Source organism: Nodularia chucula CCY0103 (assembly GCF_963923915.1).
GTDB lineage: Bacteria > Cyanobacteriota > Cyanobacteriia > Cyanobacteriales > Nostocaceae > Nodularia > Nodularia chucula.
The window spans coordinates 66567-82509 of record NZ_CAWUOL010000008.1; the positions used below are offsets into that span (position 1 = coordinate 66567).

13 protein-coding genes and 2 pseudogenes are annotated in these 15943 nt (G+C 39.2%); 7 read left to right on the forward strand and 8 right to left on the reverse strand.

The window, feature by feature from the left end; genetic code table 11:
• Positions 1 to 68: 68 nt before the first annotated feature.
• Together ACM0OP_RS04660 and ACM0OP_RS04665 are read left to right on the forward strand one after the other, a co-directional pair.
• The gene (locus ACM0OP_RS04660; protein WP_414527223.1) at positions 69 to 332 is read left to right on the forward strand and encodes a hypothetical protein; all 264 of its coding nucleotides are present in this window, start codon (positions 69 to 71) and stop codon (positions 330 to 332) included.
• Between the two features lie 20 nt (positions 333 to 352).
• On the forward strand, positions 353 to 724 hold the full coding sequence (locus tag ACM0OP_RS04665) for a hypothetical protein (RefSeq protein WP_414527224.1): 372 nt from the start codon (positions 353 to 355) through the stop codon (positions 722 to 724).
• Here ACM0OP_RS04665 and ACM0OP_RS04670 read toward each other — a convergent pair whose 3' ends face one another.
• Both ACM0OP_RS04670 and ACM0OP_RS04675 read right to left on the reverse strand, forming a co-directional pair.
• Positions 725 to 1897: a glycosyltransferase family 4 protein gene (locus ACM0OP_RS04670; protein WP_414527225.1), complete on the reverse strand. Its 1173-nt coding sequence runs from the start codon at positions 1895 to 1897 to the stop codon at positions 725 to 727.
• Positions 1898 to 1960: 63 nt separating this feature from the next.
• Positions 1961 to 3130, reverse strand: coding sequence for a glycosyltransferase family 4 protein (locus ACM0OP_RS04675; RefSeq protein WP_414527226.1), 1170 nt, complete (start codon positions 3128 to 3130; stop codon positions 1961 to 1963).
• 549 nt (positions 3131 to 3679) lie between these two features.
• Between ACM0OP_RS04675 and ACM0OP_RS04680 the strand changes: the two genes are divergently transcribed.
• From ACM0OP_RS04680 to ACM0OP_RS04690, 3 genes are all read left to right on the forward strand, one after another.
• Positions 3680 to 5896: an NHL repeat-containing protein gene (locus ACM0OP_RS04680; protein ID WP_414527227.1), complete on the forward strand. Its 2217-nt coding sequence runs from the start codon at positions 3680 to 3682 to the stop codon at positions 5894 to 5896.
• Positions 5897 to 6436: 540 nt separating this feature from the next.
• Positions 6437 to 7213 carry a PIG-L deacetylase family protein gene (locus tag ACM0OP_RS04685; RefSeq protein ID WP_414527228.1) on the forward strand — a complete coding sequence of 259 codons (777 nt, stop codon included), beginning with the start codon at positions 6437 to 6439 and terminating at the stop codon, positions 7211 to 7213.
• A 23-nt stretch (positions 7214 to 7236) separates the two neighbouring features.
• The gene (locus ACM0OP_RS04690) at positions 7237 to 8322 is read left to right on the forward strand and encodes a glycosyltransferase family 4 protein (protein WP_414527229.1); all 1086 of its coding nucleotides are present in this window, start codon (positions 7237 to 7239) and stop codon (positions 8320 to 8322) included.
• Here ACM0OP_RS04690 and ACM0OP_RS04695 read toward each other — a convergent pair.
• From ACM0OP_RS04695 to ACM0OP_RS04715, 5 genes and pseudogenes are all read right to left on the reverse strand, one after another.
• Complete coding sequence (locus ACM0OP_RS04695) at positions 8312 to 9817, reverse strand: hypothetical protein (protein WP_414527230.1); 1506 nt, start codon at positions 9815 to 9817, stop codon at positions 8312 to 8314. The two genes, ACM0OP_RS04690 and ACM0OP_RS04695, sit on opposite strands and share 11 nt — an antisense overlap.
• A 41-nt stretch (positions 9818 to 9858) precedes the next feature.
• Positions 9859 to 10809 carry an ABC transporter ATP-binding protein gene (locus ACM0OP_RS04700; protein ID WP_414527231.1) on the reverse strand — a complete coding sequence of 317 codons (951 nt, stop codon included), beginning with the start codon at positions 10807 to 10809 and terminating at the stop codon, positions 9859 to 9861.
• 108 nt (positions 10810 to 10917) lie between these two features.
• Positions 10918 to 11886, reverse strand: coding sequence for an SDR family oxidoreductase (locus ACM0OP_RS04705; RefSeq protein WP_414527232.1), 969 nt, complete (start codon positions 11884 to 11886; stop codon positions 10918 to 10920).
• A gap of 655 nt (positions 11887 to 12541) precedes the next feature.
• A pseudogene (gene thyX, locus ACM0OP_RS04710) lies at positions 12542 to 13075 on the reverse strand (FAD-dependent thymidylate synthase); the annotation flags it as partial.
• A gap of 993 nt (positions 13076 to 14068) precedes the next feature.
• A pseudogene (locus ACM0OP_RS04715) lies at positions 14069 to 14254 on the reverse strand (FAD-dependent thymidylate synthase); the annotation flags it as partial.
• 129 nt (positions 14255 to 14383) lie between these two features.
• On the opposite strand from ACM0OP_RS04715, the gene ACM0OP_RS04720 reads away from it, so the two are divergent.
• Together ACM0OP_RS04720 and ACM0OP_RS04725 are read left to right on the forward strand one after the other, a co-directional pair.
• Positions 14384 to 14599 (forward strand): chlorophyll a/b-binding protein, encoded by a 216-nt coding sequence (locus ACM0OP_RS04720; RefSeq protein WP_414527233.1) that lies wholly within the window; start codon positions 14384 to 14386, stop codon positions 14597 to 14599.
• 169 nt (positions 14600 to 14768) lie between these two features.
• A complete protein-coding gene (locus ACM0OP_RS04725) occupies positions 14769 to 15350 on the forward strand; it encodes a thioredoxin family protein (RefSeq protein WP_414527234.1) in 582 nt (193 codons plus the stop codon).
• Between the two features lie 62 nt (positions 15351 to 15412).
• On the opposite strand, the gene ACM0OP_RS04730 is transcribed toward ACM0OP_RS04725, so the two are convergent.
• Complete coding sequence (locus tag ACM0OP_RS04730; RefSeq protein ID WP_414527235.1) at positions 15413 to 15925, reverse strand: hypothetical protein; 513 nt, start codon at positions 15923 to 15925, stop codon at positions 15413 to 15415.
• Between the last annotated feature and the right edge of the window lie 18 nt (positions 15926 to 15943).

The window sequence follows — 15943 nt, forward strand, 5'->3', positions numbered from 1 at the left end:
CTATAGTTATAGCGCTCACAAAGCCTCAGCCATAGAGTTCACCGAAAATGGAGTTAAGGGATAGTCCAATGATTAAGCACTATATTCTCAACCTCAATCCCACCGCCAAGCATGAATGGGATCGGTGTATTTTACGCGACCCACTAACTGCAAAGCGCCCAGATATTGCTCAATTAATCGCTGAAGCTGTTGGTAGTAATAATGGTAATTTTCTCATAAGTGTGAATATCGAAGTCCAAGTTTTAGAACAAGCTGCTGGGTCGCCATCTCAACAACTTTCTTTACCATTTTCAGAAGTAAATATTTCGTCCCAATTACGAGAAGTAGCTTAATCAACGGGGAGTAGTTTGTGATGGAAGACCTGATTCATTATCCTAGTGCGATCGCCCAAGCAGCCCAACAAGTTAATCAAATTAATTCTAATTTAATGGCTGTAGAACAGCAGATTTCCCGATATGAAGGTAATGCGGATCTTGCTGCTGCTTTTGATGTAGATTTAAAAAATGATGCTCAACGCAAAGCTAGGCGTTTTGAAGTTTTGCTAGTTAATCAAGAATACCAAAAGGCTATGGATACTCAAATCCGTTTAATTGCGGAAAAAGCCAATGCGACCGCTAATTTAGAATATCTGCGTAACCAGTTTAGTGTGGCTAAATTAGAAGCTAGATTAGCGATCGCCCAACAACTCACTGATTTGGAATCACGAGAATTAGTTGGTTTGTAATTAATTCCCCTCCGTTGGGAGATGGACTGGTTTTTGAAACCTTTGGGACAATAATTCCGCAATTTGTTGATTAATAGTTGTCATATCAAAACGCTCACAAGCGATCGCCCTAGCATGATCAGCCATACTTGCAATCATCTCGGTTTCTGCAACGCAAGTATTAATCACCTCTGCCAATTCCTCACTTTCTCCCGGTGTCACCAAAAAACCATTAACGCCGTCTTCCACTAATTCCATTGCACCCCCAGCCTTAGCAGCTACCACAGGCCTACCGCATAGCATCGCCTCAACAATCACTCTCCCAAAGGGTTCTGGAGAAATTGAGGTGTGTGCTATCAAGTCACAACTTGCCATTAGCTGGGGAATATCTTCACGAAAACCTAAAAATTTTACCCGGTTCTCTAATCCCATTTCCCTAACTTGTTCATGCAATTGTTGGACGTAATCTTGTTCACCAAACAAAGCATCACCCACTAAAATTACTGTCACTTCTGGGGAACATTTAGATATAGCTTTAATTAAAATATGTTGACCTTTCCAAGGTGCAAGGCGGCTAAAATGTCCAACTACAAACTTATTTTCTAAGCCTAAACTTTGGCGGATTTGTTTAACTTCAGATGCAGAAGTTTTATATTGTTGCGAATCAAAACCATTATACACAAGTTCTGTAATTTTCGCATTGCCTCCTCTTTGGATAAAAGCGGTTTGACTAGCTTGGGAGTTAGCAATTACTAATGAAGCAAAACGATTTGCTAACGTCACAGCAATCCGCAGATTAGTTTGGCTAAAGTGTTCTGAGGAAAGAATATCATGTAAATGATAAACCAAAGGACGACGCGCTAAAAAGCTAGCCAGTGCGCCAATCACTAAGGCTTTTTGTGTATTGGCGTAGATGATATCATATTCTTTAGCTATTTGTACTACCTGGGTTAATAGTGGGGCAAGTTTTCCGACACTGGCTAAAGATTGCAGCAAATTACTTTGTTTACGAACTTGAATTGCTTGGGTTGTTAATACTTTGACGGGGATATGCTGCTGCTGAAGTAACTTTCTAAAAAGTCCATCAGCAAATAAGCCGACTAAGGCGCGATCGCCATAAGGTTTAGCAATATCTATTAAACACAGTTCTGCACCACCAGGTTTACCACTTTGATCTAAAAACAGGATTTTCATAATTAACGAACCGCAGAGACGCAGAGAACACAGAGGAATTAGAATAAGGGAAGTTTGGGGGAGTTAAGCCAATAGAACTTGCCGCACTTTTTGGGCTATTTGTTGCCAATCAAAATTATTAATTGCATACTCACGGCACGCTTGGCGTGTGGGAATTGCTAAGTTGCCTAAAAGTATCTGGGCTAATTTTTCGGCAATGGCTGGGGCTTCGCTGGAATCAGTAATTAAGTCTGGAGAAAATGATGATAAAATTTCTGGCATTCCCCCAATGGGAGTACATAAAACTGGCGTACCACAAGCTAAAGATTCAATAATTGCTAATCCAAACCCTTCAAAAGATTGGCTGGGCATAATTGTTAATTCGGCAGCTTGGTAAGCTATGGGTAATTGGGCATCGGGGAGAAAACCTAAAAATTTAACGTTGTCTTCTAACCCCAATTCTTTTACTTGTTGTTGTAGTGTACCTTGGAAATATCCACGCCCGGCGATCGCCAGCCAAATATCAGGCACTTGTGGTTTAATGATCACCAAGGCTTCTAATAATTTATCAATACCAACTCGCTGTACTAAACGCCGAGATGTAAATAGTATGCGGCGATTTTCTGGCCAGCCTAACTGCTGACGTGCTGTTTCTCGTGATAAGTTAGCTTGGAACCAATCAATATTTACTCCTCCAGGGATAATATGAATTTTATGCCAAGGTATTTGATACTGTTGGTTTAAAATATTACCGAATGCTTTACTCAAAACTATAAAGCGATCGCAGCGATTATATGTACTTTGTTCTATTACTCTCCGCTTGAGAAACAGACTAAGTTGATTATTCACTGTTTCTTGCTGACTTTCAGCAGCCCAAGGGCCATGAAAATTGAATGTTATGGGTACGCCTTGGGGTAGAAGATCCAAAATAGGAAAACTATATAATGCAAAATGTAAATTAATGGCATCTGCTTGGCTAACTCGTATTTTCCGAAATTTCTGGCGGATAGACACCATGCGCTGCCAAATTGCCTGATCCGGATTAGCTAAGTTAGTAAGTTTTATTACACCATCTGATTCAGTTTCTGGTAAACCAACTCCACATAATTCTATTTGGTCTTTATTAGCTGCTAATCGATGAGTTAGTTCATAAATATACCTTTCTAATCCTCCAGGACTTTTGGGAAACCAGCCTATTCCCAGAGTGAGAATGGATGCAGATGTTGAATTAAACTTATCTTTTTTACTTTCCATATACTTAGCTCCTATCATATCTTGAGAAAGGACATATTGATTTTTATACCAATCTCAATTACTACTGCTTTTACTCAATGGTCAATTAGTTGATGCTGCTAATACTTCTATCCTGTAATTGTGGAGATAATCAGTAATTTTTCCGTCATCCTCTGTAGATATTTTTATAAAAAAGTCAATTAATGAACTATATATTACACTGACATTCTCTGTATTGATTGTAGATAATTAAATAAATTTGTTCCCAATAAACTCATTTAAGTTTCTGGGATGAATCTTGACTACATATTATTGCTTTTTTGTTAAAATCAATACATTTAATGCCAATTAAAGTTATATGTTTTTTCTGTAAAAATTCAGTGAATATGAAGTGAATACGAAAATTAATCTGTTATTAAATATGTAGGATTCTTTCACTGTTAAGATGGCATAAATCTTGAAGATACCAGTGATTAAGTGCAGTTTGAGTAAGAGGTGGTATTCAAAGATATTTATTTTCTAGTTAATAAAAGTGAGTGAATACCAGAAACTATCATTGCTATCAATAATATGCCAAATAAAATCATCAATGAATTTAAGTATTTATCCAAACGCTTATACCAATACATCAATCAGCCACCTCGAAATAAAAATTTTCAGAGAATCAAATTTGTCAACTTTATCCTATTTATTGCCATAGCTATAATTCTGAGTTCAATTCAGCTTCCTGATTATGGGGCTAATAGCATCACACCTGCACCCAAATATCAAACATCTTGGATTGGTAATAGCTTCGGTGGGGGCGAAAAGTGGGTACAAAATAATATTCTAGCTATGTATGTTGCACCCAATGGCACGGTTTATACTAATAGCATTTGGGATGAAGCTGGTAGGGAAGCGGGAATATATAAAGACGGTGATGTGATTGGTAAATTGAGTGATACCCACGGCTGGAGTCGTAGCGGGGGAAAAGCTGTGACAGCAAATAGTAAATATGTTTACATTGCTATGCGCCAAGGTTTTGTGAATCGCAAAGATCAAGACTATCCGCCAGAAGGTACAAATTGGTATTGCGTTAGACGTTATGATTCATCCGGGAAGTCTGCACCTTTTGCAGAAGGACGTGGCTGGGATCAAAGTATGTTAATTGTCAGTAACAATGGTGAAGTTACTGGTTTAGCCACGAGGGGAAATGAGTTATATGTAAGTGATGGTGCTGCTAATCGTCTGCGGGTTTACCATAGCGAAACCATGAAGGAAATTCGCAGTTTTAATGTTGCTAATCCTGGGGGAATAGCTGTTGATAGACAAGGTAATTTGTGGATTATTCAAAACCGAAATGGCAGTAATCCTGCTAAAGTTGGGTATTATTCCCCGTCAGGAAAGCAATTACGCCCAGAAATCACTAATATTATCGAACCCAGTGCGATCGCCGTTGATAGTCAAGACAGAGTTTTAATAGCAGAAAATGGTCCCCGTCAACAAGTGCTGATTTATCAAATTAAAGATCAGCCAGTCCAAGTGGGTACTTTCGGTAGCCAAGGGGGAGTTTATGCAGGTGTTACTGGTGAAATCCAAGATTTAAAATTTTACGGTTTAACGGGAGTTGGTACAGATTCCGCCGGGAATATTTACGTTAATAGTAATGGGTTTCATTATTCGGGTACAGATTTACGCAAGTTTTCATCATCAGGAAAGTTGTTATGGCAATTATTCGGATTGATGTTTGTTGATAATGCTGATGCTGATCCCCAAAGTGATGGCTTAAATTTATTTACCAAACAAGAACAATTTTTGATGGATTATAGTCAGCCGGCGGGTAAGCAGTGGACTTACAAAGCCTACACTTTAAATCCTTTTAAATATCCCCAAGATCCACGTTTGCATACATCCCCAGATGCTACTTGGGTGCGACGCATTCAAGGGAAACCCTTTGTGTTTCTCACGGATATGTATGAAAGTTTTTTACAAATTTATCGCTTCAATCCTGAGACAGATGGCAAAATTGCGATTCCGGCGGGAATGTTTGTAGGAACTCGTGGGGGTGGGGGAAAATCAATTCAGGGAAATTGGCCGCCGCAACAACCAGAAACAGGAGAATGGATTTGGCGCGATCGCAACAGTGACGGTAAATTTGATCAGGGTGAATATGACACCAGTGAAGATTATCCTTACATTGGCGGATGGTGGGTAGATACGAAAGGAGATGTTTGGAAAACCTTGCGAACTAAAGACGGGATCAGACACTATCCTTTGCAGGGACTAGATAATCATGGAAATCCTATCTACACCTATAGTTCGATGCAGAAGCAAGAAACCCCCAGTCTATTTAGAGATTTGCGGCGCATCGAGTATTTACCAGAAACCGATACCATGTATTTATCAGGTTTCACAGTGGATCATCCAGCAGTGGGAGATGATACTAAAGTTCTGGGTTCGGAAATTGTCCGTTTTGACAATTGGAGTCGAGGAAATAGAACCCCCCGTTGGCGGATAGTAGTCCCCCATGATACCACTGGTAAACGGGAAGTTTCCACCGCGGCCATGAGTGTAGCTGGAGACTATGTTTTTGCTGTGACATTCAAAACGGCAGAAGTATATATATATAATGCCAACACTGGGGCTTTGGTGAAAAACTTAAAACCAGGGACAGAAGTTGCTAATGAAAGTGGTTGGGTTGATATCCCCTATGGGATTCGGGCTATGCGCCGGTCTAATGGAGAGTATTTGGTATTTGTAGAAGAAAATGCCAAAGCTAAAGTAATTGTCTATCGTTTAAAGCTGTAGCATTAAGTAGCTGAACTTCCACAAATTGAAATAATAATTACCAGGTTGTTGTAAAAATATTTTATAGCAACCTGTTTTTAAGTTTTGTTTTTCTATTGGCTTACCTGATATCTGGTAAGTAGCTCAAACTAAAAAAACGTAATACCCAGATCCCCGACTTCTCTAAAAAATCGGGTATCTATATCCTCAATGTTTTATTTTTAATTATGTTAACCTACTTATCAACTCTTTTTACTACATAATTTAATTCAATAAAACAACATCACTCAGGAATAATATTTTCCTATTTTGGCGAAGTAATCACAATAATTTTGTGTTTGCGTTTAAAATTTTCGTTTGAAAAAAATAAATGATTTTTTTTTGTAAAAGCAGCCATAATTAAATTATTATTTTGCCGCAGGTAAACAAGACAAGCCCAATAATTTACCATAAGTGCCATGAATTATCATCTCATAAATAGTAGATAGATACATTTAAACAATTCCCATTTATTGATTTGATTGAATTAGTTTTTTTAAAAAATACTCAGTATAAAGCACAATGAAAAGTTATTTACAACGGTTGCAAAAAATATTTCCGTATACCTGGATTGAGCAATTACAATGTATGCATTTTAATTTATTATCTACATGGATACGGCTGCGGAGGAGTCAGCCTTTAACATTTAATCAAAAATCAGCAATGGTGTTTTCTCCACATCAAGATGATGAAACATTGGGCTGTGGGGGTATGATTGCTTACAAGCGTGAATATGGAATCCCGGTTATAGTTGTGTTTCTTACAGATGGACAAGGTTCAGCCGTTGCGGTTCCCAATGCTGCAAACACGCTAATCGAAATTCGGGAACAAGAAGCAAGAGAAGCATTAGCAATTCTAGGGGTAGAACCATCAAAAATTCACTTTTTATCTCAATTAGATGGGAGTTTACAATATTTAAATTATGAAAATAAACAACAGATAATTTCCCAGTTAGCCGAACTTATTCAACATTATCAACCAGAGGAAGTTTATGTACCCCATCAAAAAGATTCACATAGGGATCATGAGGCTACATATCAATTAGTTAAAACAGCAATTGCTCAAACTAGTATAAGAGTAGAATTGCTACAATATCCTATCTGGTTATTTTGGAGAGCGCCACTATTTATATTACTCAAACTGGAAGATATAGCAGCCGCTTACTGTTTTTCTATTGCATCAGTTCAAGAAAAGAAAGCTAGAGCGATCGCCTGTTATAAATCTCAAACGCAAAACCTTCCGCGTGGCTTTATTAAGCGGTTTTTAGTCTCTTATGAAATCTTTTTTAAGGTTGAATAATTGGTAAGGATAAGAATTATTATATGCGGATACTACATATTATCAATCATGTCCAGAATATTGGTAATGGAATTGTAAATGTGGCAGTAGATTTAGCTTGTTTACAAAGTCAAGGTGGTCATACTGTTGCTGTAGTTTCTAATGGCGGAGAATATGAGAACTTATTCGCATTGTATGCTGTGAAACACTGGACATTAAATCAGTCAAGGAAACCCCAAAATATTCTCAAAGCTGCTTGGGTTTATCGGCAGATTGTGCAAGAATTTCAACCAGATATTGTTCATGCACACATGATGACAGGGGTTGTATTAGCAGGGATATGGAAAAGGGGTTGTAATTACAATTTAGTTTCTACAGTACATAATGAGTTTCAGCCTAGTTCCATACTTATGGGATTAGCAGATCGGGTAATTGCAGTTAGTCATGCAGTCGCTAAATCAATGCTACGACGAGGTATCCCCGAAAAAAAGCTGCGGGTAGTCGCTAACGGGACATTAAACAGTCCTCGACATCCTAGCATTCACCATTACCAACCATTAGCCCTACAACGTCCCGCAATTACTACTGTGGCTGGGATGTATTCCCGCAAAGGGATTGCAGAGTTAATTGCAGCTTTTAGCAACATTGCGGGGGAATTTTCTGATGCACATTTATATCTAGTGGGAGATGGCCCAGATCGCTCCATGTTTCAGGCTATGGTGCAAAATAATCCTGATGGCGATCGCATTCATTTTGCAGGTTTCCAAGCAGAACCACAACGGTATTTGTTAGCAACAGATATTTTTGTCCTAGCTTCACACTGCGAATCTTTTGGTTTAGTGCTAACAGAGGCGCGAGAAGCAGGTTGTGCAATTATCGCTAGCGATGTTGATGGTATTCCCGAAACTTTAGATAATGGACAAGCGGGTATTTTAGTCCCTCCTCAAGACAGTCAAACCTTAGCCACAGCTTTACAAAAATTACTCAGAGATCCTATAGAACTACACAAGTGGAAATGTCGCGCCCAAGAAAATTTACAGCGTTTCAGCGTGGCGCGGGTGAATGAAGAAACGCTGAATATCTACCATGAATTAGCGACCAATTATCATATCTCTACAGTTAGGAATTAAGCACATTTTCTGTTAACAGTGCTTTTGTGGCTGACTCTCCTGCTTTTTGCAATTTTCCCTGAATTTGGAATAGGAGTAAACCTAAAATACTGGCGTGTCCTACCAGTCCTAACATCATCAGCATTACACTTAAAGGAACCTGACGGGGCGACAAGATTTGCAATGGTGCAAGTATAGAGAATAAGGAAAGGAAGCTACCAAAAATGGCTGCAATAATCATGGGGAATAAAATTACCACAGCCATCATAATATTAGTTCGTAATAATCTCTGGTCATTCTTGATTAATAAACCTCTTTGGGCTAAGGCTGCATAAATCAGCAGTAAACTAAAGGTAAAAATCACGGACATGAAAGCATGAGTTTTGTACCAGCCATTATCCAATGATGAAATAAATACACTGATACTGATTAAAGGAATTAAAGCATTAATGGCGATCGCCAGAATAGCCGGACTTTTTTCTCCCCAAATCAAATCTCTAATTAACTTCTGTTTACCTGGATTTTTTGCCCGATAAATGTGCTGATATGTAGCCCAATCTATTGCTGTTTGGTAATTTGGTGTGAGGGCTGCAATTAGATATAGAAATAGAACAAAGTTGAGAATTATTAAAGTAAATAAATGTTCGTTGCTTGGGTCATTGGCACATCCTAACGTAATCACTGTAAAGGTAGCAGTTAGTAAATAACTCTGCTTTTTACTCAACATTGTGGCATTATTATCATGATAGCATCGTTGTATAGATTGCCAGATAACGTAAGTGCCAATGGAGTAAAGTAATAAACTAAAGCCGGCGGTAAGAAAAAAACTTTTGCCTAATTCCAGCCCAAACCAAGAAAAGTCTGCAAGTTGGAAACTTGTGGCAGATTTAGGCATAAAATATTGGGGATTAATTAGCCTTAGTAGTAATGAACTGTTCGTTGAATCGTTATGTATTTCTACCTGACTAAATAGCAATGAAATTAGCATAAAGCCACTTCCTAACCAAGCTTGAACACCACCTAACCAAGAACTTACTAAGCTAAATAATATTGCTCCACTGTAGCAGAAAATGCTAGCGGCGACCAAAATTATGTAAGAAATTAAAATTTGATGTAAGGGTACACCTAGCTTTAACCCAAATAAGAGATGTAAGGGAATTGCCAACAAAGTTGCAATATAGACATTAATGGGAACCCCTAGCATTTTACCCACAAAAATACTTTGAGGTGATTGGGGACTCAGACGAATAAAATTTAGTGTCCCTCGCCGTTGTTCGGTGGCTAAATCATTGCTCAGGGTATAGGTTCCACCCACTAAGATGGTAATAATTACCATAGCACTTAGCCAAGTATAAGCATCTGTGGATTGAGTACCTATGAAATCTCGGAAAAATATTAACTGCGCTAGGAATGATAGGAATGCTGCGATTAAAAAAGTCCATACTTTTAATCTCCCTTTAATTTCCCGAAATAATTGTGGGTTTAATTCGCCTAGTTTAGAGATGAGATTCAGCATAATTGACAACTCCAAAAAGAGAGCGGGTAATTATTGATGGACTAAGATGCTTGTTTGTGTCCTAATTTTAAGAAAATGCTTTCCAAGTCTTCTTGAATGCAGTTAAAATTAGTGATTGGTACACCAGAAATAATGAGCGATCGCAATAAATCAGCAGAGTCTTTCTCTGTTCCCGAAAAATTAACGCGCAAGCTGTTTGTACCTGATATTTTCTCCCATGCTTGTACTAAGGGATAATTTTTTAATTCCCTTTCTAGGGATTCTAAACTATCCAGAGTAGATAGAATAATTTGGGGCTGAGAAAGTCGTTGGTAAAGTTCTTTTAAAGAAGCACTTTCTACTAAAAAACCCAACTCCATAATTCCTACAAAAGTACAGAGTTCGGCTAAATCACTGAGAACGTGGGAAGAAATTAAAATTGTCATCCCGGCTTCTTGCAAAGCTTTAATAATTTGCCGAAACTGCATCCTCGCAATGGGATCAAGTCCAGAAACAGGCTCATCTAAAAGTAGTAAAATTGGTTCATGGATAATCGTCCGCGCTAAACTTAAACGCTGTTTCATCCCCCGCGATAAAGTGGAAATGAGACTGTGGCGTTTATTCTCTAGTTGTATGAGTTCTAAAACTTCATGTAAGCGGTGAGTGCGACGTGGTTCCCGCAGACGATATAACCTAGCGAAATAATCTAAATAATCCCAAACTGTTAAATCTTCATAGAGGGGATAGTCATCGGGTAGGTAGCCAATGTGACGCTTAATTTGAGAGTTACTCCTGTCCAGTCGCAGGCGATCGCCATTAATATAAATCTCACCCGTAGTTGGTTCCTCAGCAGCAGCCAACATTCGGATGAGACTTGTTTTACCAGCACCATTCGGCCCAATTAATCCATAAACTTCACCCTCTGGGATTTCTAAATCAACATCATTAACAGCAACGTGTCGCTCAAATTGCTTAGTTAATCCACAGGTACGAATAGCTAATTCTTTTACCATAGCTGTTACAGTGGGGCTGTTATTGAAATATTAACATATCCTTTGGATACAGCCTTTGTCAGCCTGGTTACAAAAATTCAACTAAACACAAGGTGCTTTTAGTCGCCATCAAGAAAGGGGTAAACCAATCTTCTGTGCTGTGTCTCTGGCCATATCCCACACATCTTGGGATGTCAGACCGCCAGTACCTAGCCAATTACCACTGATACCTGTATAGTCGCGCATGGCTTCAAATACATTACCCTCACTGTGGGGGGCTGGTTTGTGATCCTGAAAGTGATCCTGATCAACTTGCTTGGCCATCATCGGTTCATAGATGTCTGGCGCTAAGGTTTTCTCTAATAACTGCAAATAAACCGCTTGACCAACGACAATTTCTCGCTGTGGTTTATCCACTAACTCCACAATGGCCTCTGCTACCTGTCTAGCTGGGTATACAGGGTTCAGGGCTTTGGTTTGGCGACCAGTATAATTTGCTGCGTGTTGAAAAATTGGTGTATCAATGGAACCTGGTAATACTGTACAGACATGAATATCTTTAGCGTTATCTAAACACAATTCCATCCTTAAGGAGTCGGAAAGACCACGAATAGCATACTTACTAATAGTGTAAGCACTGGTATATGGCTGACCAGTTACACCCACCACCGAAGAAACATTAATTAAGTTCCCGCTACCTTGTTCTCGAAAATACGGTAAAACAGCACGCGCACCGTAAATATAACCAAACAAATTAGTTTCAATTACTTGGCGAAAAACATCTGGCGGTGCTTCTTCAAACCGCGCAAATAAACTGATGGCGGCATTATTCACCCACACATCGATTCTGCCAAAAGAAGAAATCGCACGTTGTGCTAAATCTTGAACTGCTGACTCATGACTAACATCAGTACGCATAACTACAGCAGTTCCGCCAAGGTGTTGGCATTCTTCGGCTACTTCCTGCAAAGCCGTTTCATTTCGTGCTGCTAGCAGCAAGGTAGCACGCTGTTTAGCAAATTCCAGCGCTGTCGCCCGTCCAATCCCAGTTGATGCACCTGTAATGACGATCACTGAATTTTTAATCGCTCGTGGCATATTCTTTTCTCCTGAAGCAATTACTGTTGTCTTGTAGAGAAGCTGAGGGAATTGTATTTTTCTAGCTAGTTATTGGCGAGTTTCTTCTTAAAAATAATCCTACTAAGTTTAGAAAAAATATTTACATTTTTATGACAATCTTCAGATAGATTCTGATCAAATAATCCAGAAGTATTACTATTGATATTGAGAGAATTTTACCTAAAATCAATTGTAAATGGGATTTAATTAAAGTTAGCTGTAAAAATTGGCTGATAAATCCCTATAATCTCAGTAATACAACTACAATCAGCAAAATATTTTCCATTTTTGCAATTAATAGCTGATTGATTGACAATTAATAAATATATCTATAGATATAAAGTCAGCCGATAAAATATGAAAATTTCTGAAATCAATCTAGAGCCATTAGCAGTTTAGTTATAGCGGTTATCAGTTAAGTGAGATACAAAAACCCCACCCCAAACCCCCTCCCCGCAAGCGAGGAGAGGGCTATGATGTACTTCATTGAAGTATATACCGCTATAAGTATTAAATAATCTACCTAAATCTACCTCTAAGTATGTAATCCCTCAGCAGCCAAAAACCCAACCCACAGAGGGATAATCAAAACTCTGCGAACCTTTGCGTGACCTTAGCGCCCCTCTGCGTTTAATTACGGAGCCAACCGCGCCTTACCTTGACGCTGCTTTTCATACCATTGCGCGATCGCCGGGGTCCATTCAACAAAATGAGGCCACATCAATTCACACAACCATTGAATTTCCAGTTGAGCATCCTTTTTATTTCTCATATCACAGAAGTGCATAAACGACCGTAAATTAAAACTGACCACAAAATGCTGACGATAATCAAAAGGTACTTTACCCCTAGCGTGTTCCTCAGACATTCCCCCCTCAAAATCAGCCTTGTAACGCTTGGCTGCTTCCAGACACCATGCTAAATCCGTGGCGCGTTGTTCCGGAGAATAGTAATATTTTTTACCTTGTCTATCGGAGTAATAACCCACCGGACGCAGGTAGAAAACATCTTCAATGTCTTTTTTACCTTCCACTACATCAATAAACTGGTTCCCCGTGTACCTAAAGGATTGTACATCGAATGATACCGCTACCCTGTGTGTACGTGCCTGCTGCATGACACTGTGAGGAAAATAACCACAGTTGAAAACAATCTGCGGATGCTCTAAGCAGTTCCCACAAACAACAACTTTTCTATTTTTTCGCACCAGCAACGCCCCGGTGGAAACCGTCACACAAAAAACATCACCTTGATATGATTCGATGCTTTCAACATAACTACGAGAGCGATTATTTTGAGAGATTTCTACTCTAGGTTCTATACGTTTAGATATATGAACTCTGCCACAAGGTTTGTGGTTTTTGTGTTCTTCCCCTTGATTGGGATTATTGAGACTGTACGAACCGGATTCGCCATTGAGATGTAGAATCGCTTGTAAAAAGTCTAAAACTTGCTCACTTGTAGAATCATAAGACCAAGTGCTGCTTTTTTGAGTGCCATCAGTGACTCGCATCCCTTCTAACAAACAAGCAATCAAATCCGGCGTTAAGTTTAAGTAAGACCAAGGAATAAATTTTTCTTGGTTATGGGTAAAGGTTTGCTGCAACCAAGCCGCTACTTTGGAATCTGTGAGGCTGTATCGGTCATTTGGGTGTTCTTTAATCTCAAACCCCAATCCATAAAGATAGTCAATTTTATTTTGCTTTCTGATCCGAAATCTAGTATGGATACTGGCATTATTGATGCAGCCATCTCCAATAAAAAAACCAGCCAATTTCATTAAATTTTCAGGATCATATCCAGGAGGTAAATCTGGAGGATAGCTGCAACGCTGATCGAATTTGAGACAGGTAGAATTGAGATATTTCCTGGGTTTACCTGCTACATCGGCCGCTGATGCAAAATAATAGTCTGTCCAACTCCCACCTTTTTGGCGATGTGCAACAACCATACGGTGGTCTAGGGTTACGGCCAAACTCAGATTTTGACCTTTTACCTGATAAATTTTGTCGTTGATTGTATGTTTTTGGTAAGCAATGGGAGACTCAAAATGTCCCTGACCAGTTTGAATATTTACAGCGACAACTTCTTCTTGGGGTAACAGGTTGGGAAATTTTACCCACCCTCTGCGCGTCAATACTTCAGTGTCAGGAGTATAGCAGCCATAGTGTCCCCTGTCACCTGCTAAAAGTCGCTTAATAATAATGTCACCGCATTGTGACTCTGTAGGCCATGAGTCGCGCTCATCATAGACAAAGCCATCGCTATAGTCTTGGTGCATCGCAGCATAAACTACTTGCTGCGGGTTTGGTGTTTTGGCAATAACCTCTACTCGGAATCGATGCATGGATCAATTAAACGTCTGTGTTAACTGGATTCACTATGATATCCCTTTAATTAGATTTAGATACTTTACAAATGTTCATATCTTTGTTACACTTGTTTACATAAGATAAAAACCACAAGGAAAAGTATTATGCGTACTAACACACCTATTGTTGACGACCAAGGCTTGATGAACAACTTCGCTATTGAACCAAAGGTTTATGTAGACGAGCAAGGCGATCGCACCGGGTTTACTCCCTACGCCGAATTACTCAACGGTCGTTTAGCAATGATTGGTTTTGTTTCCCTCATCGCCTTAGAAGTATTTACCGGACACGGTATTGTTGGTCTGTTGGCAAACCTATAAAAATTTATAAAATTTAATATCTAACAAGTTTAGAGGCTGGGGATTCCCTGTCTCTAATTTTATTTTTCCCCTTGTTGCTTTAAATAAAGGCTTTAAAATAATCCATAGAAAGTTTGTATCTATCAGCTTTCAAGTCAAACAGTAACTTCCGATCTCAGAGAAATTATCTATGGTTTTAACTGCATCTACCATGTTGCCATTAGGCACACAAGCACCAGATTTTCATCTACCAGAGGTAGTATCTGGAGAAACAATTTCCCTGGCTACTTTTGCTCATAAAAAAGCCTTGTTGGTGATGTTTATTTGTCAGCATTGTCCATTTGTAAAACATATCCAAACAGAATTAGCTCTTTTAGGCAAAGATTACAGTTCTAGTGATTTAGGAATTGTCGCCATTAGCGCTAATGATGCGGAAAAATATCCTGATGATGCGCCAGAGTCTTTAAAAGCAATGGCCATAGAATTAGATTTTCAGTTTCCTTTGTGTTATGACGCAACTCAAGAAACAGCAAAAATTTATACAGCAGCTTGCACACCTGATTTCTTTGTGTTTGACGCAGAACGTCAGTTAGCTTATAGGGGACAATTGGATGATAGTCGTCCCAGTAATGGTCAACCGGTAACAGGTGCAGATTTACGCCGGGCGATCGCCGCAATTTTAGCAAATCAACCCATTACAGAGGAACAAAAGCCCAGTATTGGCTGCAATATCAAATGGAAACCAGGTAACGAACCTAGTTATTTTGGTTAATAGGTATGGGGGATCGGGGATCACTAAAACTCTTACCCAGTCCCCAATCTCACAAAAACTGATTAATGTTGAATTTCTAGGTTAAGGATATAACTTCCCATCTGCACTTTATTTGCCCACAATTCATATTCTACCCGCAAATGCTCTGGCAAATGGTGTCCGGTTAGTGACAGAGTTTTGGTAAAATTGCGTAAACGAATCGGATGATGAGATTGTAATGATTCACTAGGTAGCCAATAACGGCTAATACCATAAACGCCCTGTTCCCAAAAATGGCGATAACTAACCTGATCGTTACCTTGCATAGTCATAATTACCCGATAGGGCGAAATTTCTAGCCACAGAACTCTGGGACTGGTCAAAGGTGGAGGATTACTGTGATTTCCAGCATAAGTCTCTTCTGAATTTAGAGAATTTCCCACTTCACAAGTAATTAGCGGCGGTGCTGTCAACAGTAAATGAAATCTATCTCTATCTTTTTGATACAATGTCCCCGCAGTTTCAACCACAGACCAGAATGGCAAGTCAGTTGAAATAAGTGATAAACATACGGGCTTGCGATGATGGGTCAGCATGAGCGCGATAGGGGCTAA